The sequence below is a fragment of the Exiguobacterium sp. BG5(2022) genome, assembly GCF_031844365.1.
GTDB lineage: Bacteria > Bacillota > Bacilli > Exiguobacteriales > Exiguobacteriaceae > Exiguobacterium > Exiguobacterium profundum.
In genome coordinates this window covers 25,891-40,210 of sequence record NZ_JAUZVB010000004.1, presented here as the reverse complement: position 1 = coordinate 40,210, position 14,320 = coordinate 25,891, and the positions used below count along the sequence as shown (strand labels likewise).

At 48.1% G+C, this 14,320-nt stretch carries 18 protein-coding genes; 9 read left to right on the top strand and 9 right to left on the bottom strand.

Features of this window, described 5'->3' with window-relative positions; genetic code table 11:
• Positions 1 to 8 precede the first annotated feature (8 nt).
• Together Q9R25_RS13400 and Q9R25_RS13395 are read left to right on the top strand one after the other, a co-directional pair.
• A complete protein-coding gene (locus tag Q9R25_RS13400) occupies positions 9 to 1,361 on the top strand; it encodes a GH1 family beta-glucosidase (protein ID WP_215244378.1) in 1,353 nt (450 codons plus the stop codon).
• A gap of 86 nt (positions 1,362 to 1,447) precedes the next feature.
• Positions 1,448 to 1,693, top strand: a complete 246-nt coding sequence (locus tag Q9R25_RS13395) for a hypothetical protein (RefSeq protein WP_031424613.1) — start codon at positions 1,448 to 1,450, stop codon at positions 1,691 to 1,693.
• A 98-nt stretch (positions 1,694 to 1,791) separates the two neighbouring features.
• On the opposite strand, the gene Q9R25_RS13390 is transcribed toward Q9R25_RS13395, so the two are convergent.
• From Q9R25_RS13390 to Q9R25_RS13360, 7 genes are all read right to left on the bottom strand, one after another.
• The gene (locus Q9R25_RS13390; RefSeq protein ID WP_214784893.1) at positions 1,792 to 2,370 is read right to left on the bottom strand and encodes a hypothetical protein; all 579 of its coding nucleotides are present in this window, start codon (positions 2,368 to 2,370) and stop codon (positions 1,792 to 1,794) included.
• Entirely contained in the window at positions 2,367 to 2,693 is a 327-nt protein-coding gene (locus Q9R25_RS13385; RefSeq protein ID WP_214784891.1) for a hypothetical protein, read from the bottom strand. Before Q9R25_RS13385 ends, Q9R25_RS13390 begins: the two co-directional genes overlap by 4 nt.
• A gap of 74 nt (positions 2,694 to 2,767) precedes the next feature.
• Positions 2,768 to 4,096 carry a PTS sugar transporter subunit IIC gene (locus Q9R25_RS13380; RefSeq protein WP_214784889.1) on the bottom strand — a complete coding sequence of 443 codons (1,329 nt, stop codon included), beginning with the start codon at positions 4,094 to 4,096 and terminating at the stop codon, positions 2,768 to 2,770.
• A 12-nt stretch (positions 4,097 to 4,108) separates the two neighbouring features.
• Positions 4,109 to 5,515 (bottom strand): GH1 family beta-glucosidase, encoded by a 1,407-nt coding sequence (locus Q9R25_RS13375; protein WP_214758675.1) that lies wholly within the window; start codon positions 5,513 to 5,515, stop codon positions 4,109 to 4,111.
• 15 nt (positions 5,516 to 5,530) lie between these two features.
• Positions 5,531 to 5,839 carry a PTS sugar transporter subunit IIB gene (locus Q9R25_RS13370; RefSeq protein WP_015880671.1) on the bottom strand — a complete coding sequence of 103 codons (309 nt, stop codon included), beginning with the start codon at positions 5,837 to 5,839 and terminating at the stop codon, positions 5,531 to 5,533.
• A complete protein-coding gene (locus Q9R25_RS13365; protein ID WP_311283266.1) occupies positions 5,836 to 6,183 on the bottom strand; it encodes a PTS lactose/cellobiose transporter subunit IIA in 348 nt (115 codons plus the stop codon). Before Q9R25_RS13365 ends, Q9R25_RS13370 begins: the two co-directional genes overlap by 4 nt.
• Before the next feature lie 153 nt (positions 6,184 to 6,336).
• Entirely contained in the window at positions 6,337 to 7,047 is a 711-nt protein-coding gene (locus tag Q9R25_RS13360; protein ID WP_214784886.1) for a GntR family transcriptional regulator, read from the bottom strand.
• Between the two features lie 205 nt (positions 7,048 to 7,252).
• Between Q9R25_RS13360 and Q9R25_RS13355 the strand changes: the two genes are divergently transcribed.
• Genes Q9R25_RS13355 through Q9R25_RS13335 form a run of 5 tightly spaced genes read left to right on the top strand, consistent with a single transcriptional unit; the run spans position 7,253 to position 9,534 of the window.
• Positions 7,253 to 7,699, top strand: a complete 447-nt coding sequence (locus Q9R25_RS13355) for a hypothetical protein (protein WP_311283265.1) — start codon at positions 7,253 to 7,255, stop codon at positions 7,697 to 7,699.
• On the top strand, positions 7,696 to 8,124 hold the full coding sequence (locus Q9R25_RS13350; RefSeq protein WP_311283264.1) for a hypothetical protein: 429 nt from the start codon (positions 7,696 to 7,698) through the stop codon (positions 8,122 to 8,124). Before Q9R25_RS13355 ends, Q9R25_RS13350 begins: the two co-directional genes overlap by 4 nt.
• The gene (locus Q9R25_RS13345; protein ID WP_311283263.1) at positions 8,125 to 8,580 is read left to right on the top strand and encodes a hypothetical protein; all 456 of its coding nucleotides are present in this window, start codon (positions 8,125 to 8,127) and stop codon (positions 8,578 to 8,580) included.
• Positions 8,559 to 9,077: a hypothetical protein gene (locus Q9R25_RS13340; RefSeq protein WP_215244373.1), complete on the top strand. Its 519-nt coding sequence runs from the start codon at positions 8,559 to 8,561 to the stop codon at positions 9,075 to 9,077. The genes Q9R25_RS13345 and Q9R25_RS13340 overlap by 22 nt, the downstream gene beginning before the upstream one ends.
• The gene (locus Q9R25_RS13335; RefSeq protein WP_214691517.1) at positions 9,064 to 9,534 is read left to right on the top strand and encodes a hypothetical protein; all 471 of its coding nucleotides are present in this window, start codon (positions 9,064 to 9,066) and stop codon (positions 9,532 to 9,534) included. Before Q9R25_RS13340 ends, Q9R25_RS13335 begins: the two co-directional genes overlap by 14 nt.
• A gap of 14 nt (positions 9,535 to 9,548) precedes the next feature.
• On the opposite strand, the gene Q9R25_RS13330 is transcribed toward Q9R25_RS13335, so the two are convergent.
• Positions 9,549 to 9,884 carry a hypothetical protein gene (locus Q9R25_RS13330; protein WP_031424632.1) on the bottom strand — a complete coding sequence of 112 codons (336 nt, stop codon included), beginning with the start codon at positions 9,882 to 9,884 and terminating at the stop codon, positions 9,549 to 9,551.
• 229 nt (positions 9,885 to 10,113) lie between these two features.
• Between Q9R25_RS13330 and tnpB the strand changes: the two genes are divergently transcribed.
• Both tnpB and glmS read left to right on the top strand, forming a co-directional pair.
• A complete protein-coding gene (tnpB, locus tag Q9R25_RS13325) occupies positions 10,114 to 11,202 on the top strand; it encodes an IS200/IS605 family element RNA-guided endonuclease TnpB (RefSeq protein ID WP_311283262.1) in 1,089 nt (362 codons plus the stop codon).
• Positions 11,203 to 11,716: 514 nt separating this feature from the next.
• A complete protein-coding gene (glmS, locus tag Q9R25_RS13320) occupies positions 11,717 to 13,513 on the top strand; it encodes a glutamine--fructose-6-phosphate transaminase (isomerizing) (RefSeq protein ID WP_215244371.1) in 1,797 nt (598 codons plus the stop codon).
• Between the two features lie 72 nt (positions 13,514 to 13,585).
• Here glmS and Q9R25_RS13315 read toward each other — a convergent pair whose 3' ends face one another.
• A complete protein-coding gene (locus Q9R25_RS13315; RefSeq protein WP_196431521.1) occupies positions 13,586 to 14,071 on the bottom strand; it encodes a DUF4365 domain-containing protein in 486 nt (161 codons plus the stop codon).
• Positions 14,072 to 14,320: the final 249 nt, after the last annotated feature.

Genomic DNA, 14,320 nt, shown 5'->3' with positions numbered 1-14,320 from the left:
AAAACACTATGCATTTTAAGAAAGACTTCGTATTCGGGACAGCCACGTCCTCGTACCAAATTGAAGGCGCACATAACGAAGGAGGCCGTACTCCTTCCATCTGGGATATGTTCTGTGACATCGACGGGCGCGTGTTTGAAAAGCATAACGGTGATGTCGCATGTGACCACTACCATCGTTACGAGGAAGACATCCAGCACATCAAAAAGCTAGGTGTCGACACGTATCGATTCTCCATCGCGTGGCCACGCATCTTCCCTGCCAAGGGAGAGTACAACCCAGAAGGTATGGCGTTCTACAAAAACTTGGCGCTGCGTCTACGTGAAGAAGGAATCAAACCAGCCGTCACGATTTATCACTGGGACCTTCCAATGTGGGCTCACGAAGAAGGTGGCTGGGTCAACCGTGAATCGGTCGACTGGTTCCTCGATTATGCGAAAGTCTGTTTTGAAGAGCTCGATGACATCGTCGACTCTTGGATCACCCACAATGAGCCTTGGTGTGCCGGCTTCCTCGGCTACCACGTCGGTGTTCACGCACCGGGTCATCGTGACATGAACGAAGCGGTGCGCGCCGTGCACCACATGTTGTTATCGCACGGAAAAGCGGTCGAGTTGTTGAAGCGAGAGATGACGTCCACGACCCCGATCGGCATCACGCTCAACTTGTCACCGATGTACGCGAAGTCGGATTCTGCGAATGACCGTCTTGCGATGAACAATGCCGACGGGTATTCGAATCGCTGGTTCCTCGACCCGGTCTTCAAAGGTGAGTATCCGGTCGACATGATGAACTTGTTCTCCAAATATGTGCATAACTTCGATTTCATCCAACCGGGTGATATGGAGACGATTTCGACATCTTGTGATTTTTTCGGCATCAACTTCTATAGCCGTGGCATTGTCGAGTTCAACGCAGCAAATGATTTCTTGAAGGCAGACGCTTACTCGGACTACGAGAAGACGGGCATGGGCTGGGATATCGCCCCGAACGAATTCAAAGACCTGATCCGTCGTTTACGCTCCGAGTATACTGACCTTCCAATCTACATCACAGAGAACGGCGCCGCATTTGACGACGTGCTGGAAAATGGCGAAGTCCATGACGATAACCGGATCGACTACGTCCGCCAGCACCTTGAAGCCGTCTCTGACCTGAACGATGAAGGCATGAACATTCAAGGCTACTACCTCTGGTCGCTCATGGATAACTTCGAATGGAGCTTCGGATACGAGAAGCGCTTCGGTATCCTCTATATCGACTTCGAGACACAAGAGCGTATCTGGAAAGACAGCGCGAAGTGGTATGCCGGTGTCATCGCCGACCATAAAGCCAAACACGCAGATAGCGTCGAGGCGTAACATGCATCCATCCCTGCCGCTACGGGGATGGATTTTTTGTGTGGAATGCTATCTTTTTGGGAACGAGGATAGGGGAGGGATGTTCTATGAAACGTGAGTTTGCGACATACGAAGTGACGGGATATGACGACCTTGGGAAAATCAAATTCGTTCATTTGAGAGAAGGCGAGTTCGTGTTGCCAGTTGAGATCAAGGGAGATGACTTACGAAAAATCAAGAAGATGATGGAGCTCAATCCAGGTGTGACCGTGATTATTCATGCGGCGATTGATCAGAGACGGATGCGGTTGCTTGAAGTGGAGGGCTATTCGCTCCGGAAAGAGGATACGTAAAACGCTAGCACTGAAAAAGGGCTGGCGTTTGTTTACATAGATTGGGCAACGAAACACCAGGATAAATCTCACGATTCGCTCGTGATGACGCACAAAAGTCACCGACCATGAAACGGTTCGGTGACTTCGTTGGATTGACTGATGCGTTTGACTCGTTTCAATACGTCCCGTTTCGGTAAATTCGGGTAATCATGCTGAATGCGTTCGACGCAAGACACGATGGTTTCGGTTCGTAACAGGTGGATGATCTGCTGATCGATGGAATCAAGTTCAAGAGGTACGTCTTCTTTCGAATTCTCACGATTTAGCCAAAATGATGCACCGAATAAGTGTACGAATACAATCGCCATGACGGTGAGCGTCGATAAATCGATAGACGGAAAGAGTGTCAGTACGACGTATAGACTGATTCCGCTCACTGCTCCGTGCAGAATGGTGTCGATTAGACGCGGTACGTTCGCATGACCAAACGAGCGTAACGCTCCCGTTAACCCATCAACGAACAAACTGAGGATTGTCGACAATAGATAGAAACAACCGAGCATCGCGAGAGTCGATAAGATTCGGAACACTGTGTCTTCAAGCAGATAGATGATAATCAAATCGACGATCAATAGCGGGGCGAGGGCGAGCGCTAAAATCAATGCGCCCCAACCGAGTCCAGTCACAGCCTTCATGAGACATGTGCCCGATATCGTCCAAGTGCGATGATGGCACAGAAGAGACAGACCGTATGGATTACGACCCCGATAAGCATGGCATATGGCAAAATCGATTGGAAGCCAAGACCGAATGCGAGGGCGGCGCTCGATAAAATTAGAAAGCTCGGTGTATAGTTTCGGACGGTTGTTTTCTGCTTATTCGCATGTACCATAAAGTATCCCGCAATGAGTAAAAAGACAGGAAACAACATGATGGGGTAGACCGATTGAAGCAACAGTCCGAGTAATCCGGACAGACCAGCGATAACGGCGAATATAGAAGGATAGTATGCTTTCAAATTTCCAACTCCTTTACTCTTTTCCCTAAATATAACAGCCCTCCTCATTATTGAGAAGGGCTGTCGTTTTTGTTTCAGGCTGATGCTTGATCAGAGCCATCTTGTGCTTTCAATTCTTCACCGTACGAAACGCGGTCTTGAATGCGAACGAACGGAAGGTAGACGGCAACGGCCATGGCGATTGTTGCAATCTGTAAGAGGGCAGCGCGCCATCCGCCAATCAAGAATCCAGAGATGACTGGAGGTGTCGTCCATGGTACTTGAAGCGCGTTGAACGGCTCGACCCAACCCCAAAGGATGGCAAAGTAGACCATGAATGAAGCGATGGCTGGCACGACGACGAATGGGACGAACATGATCGGGTTGAAGACGATTGGCATCCCGAAGATGACCGGCTCATTGATGTTGAAGATACTTGGTGCAAGTGACAACTTCCCAAGCTGCTTCAAGTGTGCCGAGCGTGCAACGATTAAGACGGCAATGATGAAGCCGATTGTGATTCCTGATCCACCGAGTTTCGTGAACACGTCGAGGAATTGAATCGTAACGATTTTTGCGTTCTCGCCAGCGACGAGCGTACCACCAGCATCGAGGATGGCTTGGTTTTGAAGTGCATTCGCTGTGAGAAGTGGTCCCATGATTCCCATGAGGATTGCGGCACCGTGAATCCCACACCACCACATGACTGACATGAGCACCATGATGATGACGGCTCCAGCGAGTGTGTCTGTCAAGTTTTGAAGTGGTGCTTGAAGCACATCATAGATGACTTCTGTGAACGTACGTTCTGCAACCGCTTGGAAAATCGCAAACGTCGCAACGGCGAGCGAGATGATCGCTAAACCAGGAACAAGTGCAGAGAATGAGTTCGATACGCCTGGCGGGACACCGTCTGGCATTTTAATGCTGATTCCGCGTTTGATGAACTGCGAGTAGATGAATCCGACTGTCAATCCGACGAGGATGGCAGCGAGGACACCTTGTCCACCTGTCCATACTTTCGGGATAACCCCGGTAACAGTTTCTCCGCCTTCAGACAGGACAGAAGCCTGTGTGATGATGAGGAACGAGATGATTCCGAGGATACCAGCTGGTACGCCTTCGATTTTTTCATTCTTGACGTACGAGTAAGCGATTCCAAAAACACCGATCAAAGCAAGGATGTCAAACGTCGCGCCGACGACTTGCGTGAGCGGGAGTGACCAGTCTGCCCCGAATAAACCTGACATGAAGTCAGCCCAACCTGGAATCGGTAACGCCAGGATGAGAAGGAACAGCGACCCGATGATGGTCATCGGCATCGTGAGGATGAACCCGTCCTTAATCGCAAGGACGGGCTTGGCGTTCGCAAAACGAACAAAAGCAGGGGTGAATTTTTCAAATACTCTTTCTAAGCGGCTCATAGGGGAACCTCCTTATAGGTCTTCAGCGCGCGTGGCGATGATCTCTTTATACCAATGGAACGACTGTTTCTTCTTCCGTGCGAGACCATTGTTGTGGTCGACATAGATGAAGCCGTATTGTTTCTTATAACCGTTCAACCAGCTGAGTAGGTCGATTGCAGACCAAGCATAGTAACCTGCAACGTTGATGCCTTGTTGAACAGCATGTTTGACTGCACGAAGGTGTCCTTCGATGTACTCGATCCGTGGCGTGTCCATGATCTCACCGTCGACGATTGGGTCGACATCACCGAGACCGTTCTCTGTGATATAGATTTTGACGTCGCCGTAACGATCTTTCAGCATGTGCATCCCAGCGAGGAACGCTTCCGGTGAGATTTCCCAATCCCACTTCGTGTACACTTTGTCATCCATCTTGACCGTCTTGTAGACGCCATCGAATGATGGGTTACCCGGACGACCTGTCGAGTTCTCACGTCCACCGGCCATGACGAGCGCCGAGTCATTCTTCATGACGCGCTGCGGGCTGTAGTAGTTGAGACCGATAAAGTCGTTCATCGGAGCGGTACGTTTCAAGACGTCGAGTTCTTCCTCTGTCATTTCAGGAAGGAGACCTTGTTCATGTAAACCGTTCACGACGTACTCTGGATATTCACCTTTCAAGATCGGGTCATAGAACCAATGTGTCGCATAAGCGTTCGCATGCATTTCGGCAAACTTGTTCTCCTCTGCATCATCGATACTGAACGCCGGGTTGAACACGTGTGTGATCCCGATTTCGCCAGTGTGACCGTTTTGTTTGAAGAGCTCAACGGCACGGGCGTGAGCAACGAAGACGTTATGTGTCGTTTGGAAATATCCTTTGACGTCGCCTTCGATACCTGGCGGGTGTGCGCCTGTTAAGTATCCAAGTGAGCAGAAGATGACCGCTTCGTTGAACGTGATCCAGTGGTTGACACGGTCACCGAACGATTGGAAGCAAGTATCTGCGAAACGGACGAATGCGTCAACTGTCTCTTTATTCTTCCAACCGCCTTTTTCTTCAAGTGCTTGTGGGAGGTCCCAGTGGTAGAGCGTGACGAATGGGACGATGTCATATTTCAAACATTCATCGATCAAGTTGTTATAGAACTCGAGTCCTTTTTCATTCACTTCACCTGTACCGTTCGGGAAGATACGCGGCCATGAGATGGAGAAGCGATACGATTCGAGTCCCATCTCCGCCATGAGCGCGATGTCTTCTTTATAACGATGGTAATGGTCGACTGCGACGTCGCCGTTTGTGTTTTCAAATGTCTTACCAGGAATTTTCGAGAAGACGTCCCAGTTCGAGAGACCTTTCCCGTCCTCGTTCCATGCGCCTTCGACCTGGTAAGAGGCCGAAGCGGCGCCGAACAAGAAATTGTTAGGCATTTTCAAAGTCATCACCTCAGTTTATTTATTTACAAGTTTCAATGAGTGGTCTAATACTTTCGCACCGTTCATCATGCCGTAGTCGACTGTGTTGATGACGTCGATTGGAACACCTTTTGGTTCGCAGATTTGCTTCCCTTTTGAAAGGAGGTACTTCACTTGTGGTCCGAGAAGTGCAACGTCGATGTTGTCAACGTAAGTTTCCATCTCCGATTCTGGGTAAGCTGCGATTTCAGCTTCGATGCCACGTTCAGAGGCAACCGCTTTCATTTTTTCTACTAACATACTTGTTGACATACCTGCCGCACAGAAGAGTCCGATTTTAATCATTTTTGATCCATTCCTTTCAATTCGTTGATTTCGTTTTGCATATTCATCATATATCCAAGCATTTCTTTGACGAGAATCGTGTTCATCAAGTGATCTTGCGCATGCACCATGAGGACACCAACCGTTGCCGATTTACCTTGTGCTTCGAGCGTCACGAATTTCGTTTGAATCGCATGTGCTTCTTTTAATGTCGCGTCACCAGCAACGACTGCTGCTTCGGCTTCGTCTTTCTTTCCTTCTTGCATGAGGAGCATCGCTTGATGGTAGCTCGCTTTGGCGTCACCCGAGAGGGCGATGAGACCGAAAATATCTTCCGGTGAGATGTCGATTGTTTCAGAAACCATAATATCTCTCCTTTTTGTATGGATAACTAAAATTCATAGGTACAAATATTTTCTACACGTTGATAGTAGCACGAAAGCGTTTTCGTGTAAACCCTTTCTTTTCGAAAAAAATGCATAAAAAATGCGCACGAGAAAAGCATCTCTCGGGCGCGTTTAGGATTTGATGTTCGAGACTTTGAGCATTTTGACATGTTTAAAATGATGGATGGAACGAGAGACGTCGAAGATTTGTCCGTTCGTCAAATAGACGGTGTTGTCGACGATCAAGGCTGGATCATTCTCGTTCAGGTCGAGCAGGTCGGCGGACTCTGAATCTAAAAAGTCTGCGTAAATGACTCGGTCGGCGAATCCGATGGCAAGTTTTTGGTCGTTTCGTAAATACGTGTAGATCGACTTTTGAACAATGTTCTCATCCAAGTAGATGACGAGCTCTTTTCGGAAGTATGAATCCTCTACCGAGAACGGGTGGTCATCGACGAGACGTAGCCGCTTCACGAAGTAGACAGGTGTCCCGATCGGGCACTTCATACGTTCGGCGACCTCATCGTTCGCCTCCGTCTGTTCGAAGTGTAAGACGCGTGTCTCGACTTTTCGACCGCTGAAGTCACTTGTGAGACCTTGGAGTTTTTCTAAATTGATGTAATCACTATTGTAATGGTCACGGACGAAGACGCCGCTCCCTTGAACTTGATAGACGTATCCTTTGTTGACGAGGATCTCGATCGCTTTTCGTACCGTGTTGCGGCTGACGCCATACTTGTTGGCATACTCATCCTCGGTCAATAATTTATTCGTATGTTGGTAGACGTGATTGACGATGTCCGCTTCAATCTGACTCGCAACTTGCTTGTACTTCGGAGACATACAGTTCTACACCTTTCAAAAAAATTTGTGGGAATGAATTTGGTAACAGTATAGCAGATAACCTTTGTAAGCGGATACGTTTCGTTCGTCAATTGTTGAAAAAAGTCGAACGATTCAATGCTAGAATATTCGGAAAATGTGAAACAATGAGGACATAGAGTACGTATATAGGAGTAATGCATAAGAAGGAAAGGAAGTGCTCTAGTTGACTGAGGCACATTGGCATATGGAAGAAACAACATGGCGCAAGTCACACCTTCGGGTCGGCTATACATTATTGGTGTTTGTTGTGACGGCCATTATTTTATTTTTTTTCGGACGATATGTCTGGTTGACGATTCCGTTCGTCTTGATTGGAATGGCCATGATTGGATTAGACGTGAAGAAGTATCGGATGCGTCGTACGCATATGAAAGATCGAGATGTCGTGAAGTTACTAAAATGGAACCTACTGTATGATTTGATCAGTTCGGGTGTTCTCGTCTCCTTGATTTCGGCTCTGCTAATCTTTCAATATGACAGTTTGACGTTAGCGATCGGATTGCTCGTATGGGGAGCAGTCAGCGATCAGATGTCACGGATGTTTCAAAAGAGGTTAAATGAACGTGTTCCGCTGTTACATCAGTTAGATTTGGAGCGACGAAATCAATGATTAGACGCATGACAAAAGAAAAAGCATGGAAGCGTTTATTCGACCAATGGATATTCGGCCTGTTTGGAACATTTGTAGTACTGATGTTACCGATCAGTTTATTAACAGATGACCTTACGTGGGGCGTGCTATATATCGCCTGTGCGCTCATTCCGCTGAACATCTTATATGTGAAGCGCTATCGAATGCGTCTGAGGTTTCAACCAGAACTGAAAGGATTGTATCGTCGTCAGCTCGTTCGGGACGGATTCAACAGTGCTGCCTTTTTCCTCGCGTTGAATCATCAACTATTGTTCACATCAAACGTGGCGTATGTGTGTGTCACGGTATTCATCGGTAGTGCAATGCTATTAACGTTGAACGTGAACAAACAAACGAAACAACAAGATATGGAGTATATACATTTCGATAAGGAGGCGATATAGGTGGCACAAGACGTAAAGTGGATGCGACGAATGCGACGTTATGCCGTACCCATCTTGATTCTTTATGTCACGGCCATTATTGTCGCTCTCTTATTAGAGAAAATGTGGCTCATCCCCATCATGGCGTCAGTCTCTATGATCATCGTCGTGATGGGCTATCAAGAGATGCGTATCATGTGGCGAATGACAAAACATCCGAAAGCTCATCGAATGCTTATATTCCAATACGTATTCGAATGGGTGGATGCGATTTTGTTGACGGCGCTCATGGTGACGCTTCTGACAGCGGAAGATTTTGGTCTCGTGATCGGTCTCTTTTTTGGGATATGGGGAGTACTCAGTCCGATTCGGCAGAAGTGGTTCACGAAGCAACTTAAACAAATCGATCCGGAATTACCGACGTATGAGGAAGTGTTGGAAGGAGGAGAGAACATATGGAACTATCACCAAAAGTAAAAGCGCAAATCGACACGATTCTAAAAGTAGACCGCTTGACGAAATGGGGTGTCGGCATCATCGGAATCGGACTCGTCGTCAGTTTTTTGATTTATGCCTCGTATTGGACACTTTCGGACGGCGTTGTTACGGGAACGTTATATGCGGTGCTCGCTGCAGTCTTGACGGGTATTTTTATACAATATCGGATGTGGCTGCGCTTTGTGACGAATCAGACGGCACGAAACCTCTTATCGTTCAAAATGATGGCACATACGCTCGCTTTGACGGGTGTCGGGATTTATGGACTCTTTTACTTCACGAGTGAAACGACGGGCACACAATCGTTCCGTATGTTCCTCCTTTCGCAACTGACGTTTTTCGGGATTGAATACTTGGCGAAGCGGTTCGACCGCGTCATTCAGTCTTACGATGAAAACTATTTGACGGATCAAGATTTAAAAGAAATTCGTGAGGTCCGTGAATACGAGAAGGAGCAACGTCGTGAACAAGCGTGATCAGATGAGAGAGCTTGTCAGAGTGGAAACTGAAAAGAATGGAGTCTTCACTTTTCTGTCGTGGATGATCTGTATTGTGCTGTTTGTGGCGACTGAAAAAGGATGGGTGTCAGCAGGAACTGTTCTTTTGATTGGTCAATTTGCGGGTCTATTTGCGATTAAAAAATCTTGGAAGAAAGAAACGATTCAATTGAAGTATTTAACCAATCGAGACGCCAAACGTCACATACACTTGATGTCGATTTTTAATTTTTTGACGTTCCCGATTTTGCTCATCCTCATGTTCGGATGGGTAACGAAACAAATTGAGACACCTTACTTTATTGGGTTGATGGTGACTGGAGGTGTCATATCCGTCATCGGTCATAAATGGTACGAGCGATATATGGTTCGTCTCGATGAGAACTATGTCACGGAACGTGAATTAAGAGAAGAACAAAAATGGGGGAGCGCGTGAGCGTCTCTCCCATTTTATATGACCGTTCGAATAACAAAGTAGAGGCAGGTTAGGAAAGGAATTAGGAAAAGAAAACCTAGCCATTCACCTTGACCAAATAAGAGCCAAGCAAATAATTGAAACGAAAGTACACCGACTGTTGCAAATGTCGCAAATCGATAAGCTTTTGGGCGCGATGCAGGATCTTCCCACCATTCTTTAAAGAATGGAAGGCTAAAGAGAAGGGCGAGTCCTAGGAAAAAAGCTGCTGGAAAAACAAGTAGGTCACCAACATCACTTTGACCTCTTAATTGCAGCCATTTTGATGTGACAGATAATATGATTCCGATTACTAAAAATAGACTTGCCATCTCATTCCCCTCCATCTTTAACAAAAGTAGGCGAGAATTCTCCCTCCTCTAAGCGCCTCGGGCCGTAGCCCGCGTAGGTGGGGGATGAATCGCCCAATCCAATAGTCTTCTCCTCCTGTGACAGATGTGACGAACAAAGGTTCGGGATTCCGTCAGATTCTTCCTCTCCCTCCGCGGGTATCGGATGAGGAGGACACATCACGATCTTCGTAGGGGAGGAGGGACGAACATGCTGAAAGGCTATACATATAGGCTCCACCCGACGCCGGCACAGGAAGAGTTCCTCATCAAGACGATCGGCTGCGCACGGTTCATCTACAATAAGCTGCTCGAGGACCGCATCGCCATCCGCGAGGAGGCGAAGGCGGGGAACGGGACGAGACGGAAACCGGCGACACCCGCCTCCTACAAGCCCCTGTTCCCGTTTCTCGCCGAGGCGGACAGCCTCGCGCTCGCGAACGCGAAGCTGAACCTCGACGCCGCGTTCGCGAAGTTCTTCGCCGGGACGGGCGGCTTCCCGACCTTCAAATCGAGACGGCGGTCGCGCGCGTCCTACACGACGAACAACCAGCACGGCACGATCCGCATCGAAGACGGCAAGGTGAGACTTCCTAAAATCGGCTTCGTGAAGTTCACACAACATCGTCCGTTCGATGGAATCATTAAGTCGGCGACGGTGTCGATGACCAAGACAGGCAAGTTCTTCGTCTCCATCCTCGTCGAACAGGACGATGTACCATGGATTCCAGCCAAGAATAAGGTCGGGATTGATCTTGGCCTGGAACACTTCGCCGTCATGACGAACGACGCGATGGTCTCCGAGAAGATTGACAACCCTCGCTTTCTCCGACAATCCGAAGCGAAGGTCAAGAAGGCGCAATGCGCGCTGTCACGCAAGAAAATCGGGAGCAAGAATCGTGAAAAAGCCAAATTACTTTTGGCTAAGAAACACGAAAAGATTGCCAACCAACGCAAGGACTTCCTTCACAAGCTGTCGAGACGGATCGTTGACGAGAACCAAGTCATCGTCGTGGAGACATTGAAGTCGAAGCATATGATGCAAAACCACAAGGTCGCCAAATCGATTGCAGATGTCAGTTGGTATGAGTTCGTCCGTCAACTCGAGTACAAATCAAACTTCTACGGACGGACGCTCATCAAGGCGGATCAATGGTTCGCATCGACGCAAATCTGTTCTTCTTGTGGCGAGAAAGGTCAGAAGAAGACGATGGATGTCCGCGAATGGACGTGTGCCTGTGGCGCGCATCATGACCGTGACATCAATGCGAGCATCAACCTGTTGATGTTGGCCGACTGACAACCATTCAGGGCAGGGACTGCCCGACGAGCTTGGTCCATAACCGTGGCTGATAAGAGCACGGTCTTCCCAAGAAGCTCCCCCTTCAATTTGTGAAGCAAATAAGTGGCGAGTAGTTCACATATCGTTACTTGTATCATGCCCGTTCTCCCCCTACTCGAAAACCTGATGGATTGATGGCTTTTTAGTGAAAGTGGTGACTTTTACATGAACGGTAAAAAAGTATTTAGCGACTACTTTAACAATTTCTCTATCCAACACTCCTTGTACTCGATAGCATGAAAGCGTATCTGGAGAAACGGCTAGATATGAAGTGGAAGCGCCAGAACTCTGCGGAGTTGACGAGGACGAAGGTGATCGAGATTTCGGCGGATGCCTTCCAGTCGCGTGTCACGACTGAGAGAGTCTCGATAAAACGTTCGGGTGACCGGGCGGACAAAACGAGACTTGATGACATCACTCAAAAAAGCCCGTTTCCTTTTTCGAGAAATCGAAGCAAAGAGGAGAGTTTTGTATGTGTGGAATCGTAGGGATGATCGGACAAGTTGGAACGAAAGAGATTTTATTGAAAGGGCTTGAAAAGCTCGAGTATCGTGGCTATGATTCAGCAGGAATTGCCTTAGTCGGTGAAAACGTTCGTACGTTCAAAGAAGTGGGACGGATTCAAGCACTCCGTGACATCGTACCGGCTGATGCTGAAGGGACGATTGGAATCGGTCATACGCGTTGGGCGACACACGGGGTACCGAGCGTGCCGAACGCCCACCCGCACCAAAGCACGACTGGACGGTTCACGCTCGTCCATAACGGCGTAATCGAGAACGATGAACAATTGAAAGCCACGCTCGACGTCCCGTTCCTTTCAGAGACGGACACGGAAGTCATCGTCTTACTCATGGAGAAACACTTCGTCGAGCTCGGTGATGTCGAGGCGGCGTTCCGCAAGACGCTTTCGGACCTCCACGGTTCGTACGCGATCGCGATGATCGACTCAGAGGACAAAGAACGCCTCTATATCGGGAAGAACAAGTCACCGCTCCTCGTCGGACTCGGGGACGGCACGTTCAACGTCGTCGCATCAGACGCGATGGCGATGCTCCAGGTGACAGACCAGTACCTCGAGCTCCACGACGGTGAAATCGTCATCCTCACACGTGAGTCGGCGACGATTAAGACGCTCGACGGTGACGTGCTCGAACGCGCGCCATACACGGCCGAGATCGATGCGTCAGACATCGAGAAGGGCACGTACGCGCACTACATGTTGAAAGAGATGGACGAGCAACCGGCCGTCATCCGCAACATCATCCAGCATTACCAGAACGAGAACGGCGACATCGAACTCACGGAAGGCGTGCGTGAGCTCGTGTCAGAAGCGGACCGGATCTATATCGTCGCATGTGGGACGAGCTATAACGCGGGACTCGTCGGAAAAGACATTTTGGAGCGCATCGCTGGCATTCCGACAGAAGTGCACGTTTCTTCTGAATTCGGCTACAACATGCCGCTCTTAAGTGAACGTCCGTTGTTCGTCTTCTTATCACAATCCGGTGAGACAGCGGACAGCCGTGCCGTACTCGTCGAAGTGAAGAAACGCGGATACAAAGCGCTCACCATGACGAATGTACCGGGATCGACGCTCTCACGCGAAGCGAATGAGACGATGCTCCTCCATGCAGGACCAGAGATCGCGGTCGCCTCGACGAAAGCGTACACGGCGCAAATCGCCGTCCTCGCGATTCTCGCGTATGACATCGCTCGTGCGACAGGGAAAGAATTGCCGTTTGATCTCATGCCGGAGCTTGCCCGAGTTGCGACCATCATGGACTCGATCATGGCGCAAAAAGAGTTGTTCGAAGACCTTGCGGAACGTTATTTGAAAACGACACCGAACACGTTCTTCATCGGTCGTGGGCTTGACGCTTCTGTCTGTCTCGAAGGAGCGCTCAAAGTAAAAGAGATTTCGTATATCCAAGCGGAAGGGTACCCAGGTGGGGAACTGAAGCACGGATCGATCGCCTTGATTGAAGACGGGACACCGGTCATCGCGCTCATCTCACAACCGAAGACGAACTTGAATATTCGTGGGAACGTCAAAGAAGTCGTCGCCCGTGGTGCGAACGCCTGTATCATTTCGATGCAAGGAGTCGAACATGAGAATGATGACTTCATCTTGCCGCACGTCGAGCCACTCTTGGCACCGCTCATCAACGTCTTACCGGTTCAGTTGATGGCATATTATGCGGCGCTCGCCCGTGGCTGTGACGTCGACAAGCCACGTAACTTGGCGAAATCGGTGACAGTGGAATAAATAATGAAGAGGCTGAGTTAATAAAAACTGCACTTTGTTTGTTGGATACTTTCAACATACAAAGTGCAGTTTTTAATTAGTTCCTTCGGATTGCCTTAGAATAAATGATTGAATCATTGTATCGAATCGATAGTGTTCAAGTAAGGATTTGTTCTTTCTTGAAATGTTTAATCCGTACTCAGGTTTACTCTTTTGTCCGGGTTTATCGTAATCTCGATCAACGAATAATTCATTTGGGGCTAACCAAGCGACGTTAGGGATTAGATAAAGTTCAGGGTGTGCGTCTTGGGTGAATAAAAGAAGTGTCAAATAAAGGTTTGGAGTCGTAAGGTCGAATTTACTTTTTTGCATAAAAACATATCCTGAATTACGAATTGCTTTTACTTGAATCTCACAAAAGCGGTTATTGGAATCTTTAATGACAAAATCGACTCCGTGATCATCTACTTCTGATGTATAGACGTCACATCCGTAGGACGCGAATTCCATTTTTGCATAGTACTCTGCATATCTTCCGAGCTGTAAGTGGTTTAAATGCTCCCAATTAAAGTTAGGCAATTCTGTCCATTCCTCTCTGTAAATACAAGATGTAATAAATTATAATACAATTCATTACAAGAATAGATATTTTAATCTAAAAGTATATCTTTAATGAACTGTCGATTAAACCGTAGATGAATACTTTCATGAAGACTTTAGCTCCTTATTAAGGAGTGAGTCTAGTGACGTAGACATAACCTTTTTACTCCTTGCCGATATCTTTGCCAACAAGCAAAATAGTAGGAGAAGTAAGCGGTTCCAACTTAT

Bases quoted from the DNA above. Each gene is read 5' to 3' on its own strand.
- Q9R25_RS13400 (WP_215244378.1), top strand. From the start codon at position 9: ATGCATTTTAAGAAAGACTTCGTATTCGGGACAGCCACGTCCTCGTAC.
- Q9R25_RS13395 (WP_031424613.1), top strand. From the start codon at position 1,448: ATGAAACGTGAGTTTGCGACATACGAAGTGACGGGATATGACGACCTT.
- Q9R25_RS13390 (WP_214784893.1), bottom strand. From the start codon at position 2,370: ATGAAGGCTGTGACTGGACTCGGTTGGGGCGCATTGATTTTAGCGCTC.
- Q9R25_RS13380 (WP_214784889.1), bottom strand. From the start codon at position 4,096: ATGAGCCGCTTAGAAAGAGTATTTGAAAAATTCACCCCTGCTTTTGTT.
- Q9R25_RS13370 (WP_015880671.1), bottom strand. From the start codon at position 5,839: ATGATTAAAATCGGACTCTTCTGTGCGGCAGGTATGTCAACAAGTATG.
- Q9R25_RS13365 (WP_311283266.1), bottom strand. From the start codon at position 6,183: ATGGTTTCTGAAACAATCGACATCTCACCGGAAGATATTTTCGGTCTC.
- Q9R25_RS13360 (WP_214784886.1), bottom strand. From the start codon at position 7,047: ATGTCTCCGAAGTACAAGCAAGTTGCGAGTCAGATTGAAGCGGACATC.
- Q9R25_RS13350 (WP_311283264.1), top strand. From the start codon at position 7,696: ATGATTAGACGCATGACAAAAGAAAAAGCATGGAAGCGTTTATTCGAC.
- Q9R25_RS13340 (WP_215244373.1), top strand. From the start codon at position 8,559: ATGGAACTATCACCAAAAGTAAAAGCGCAAATCGACACGATTCTAAAA.
- Q9R25_RS13330 (WP_031424632.1), bottom strand. From the start codon at position 9,884: ATGGCAAGTCTATTTTTAGTAATCGGAATCATATTATCTGTCACATCA.
- tnpB (WP_311283262.1), top strand. From the start codon at position 10,114: ATGCTGAAAGGCTATACATATAGGCTCCACCCGACGCCGGCACAGGAA.
- glmS (WP_215244371.1), top strand. From the start codon at position 11,717: ATGTGTGGAATCGTAGGGATGATCGGACAAGTTGGAACGAAAGAGATT.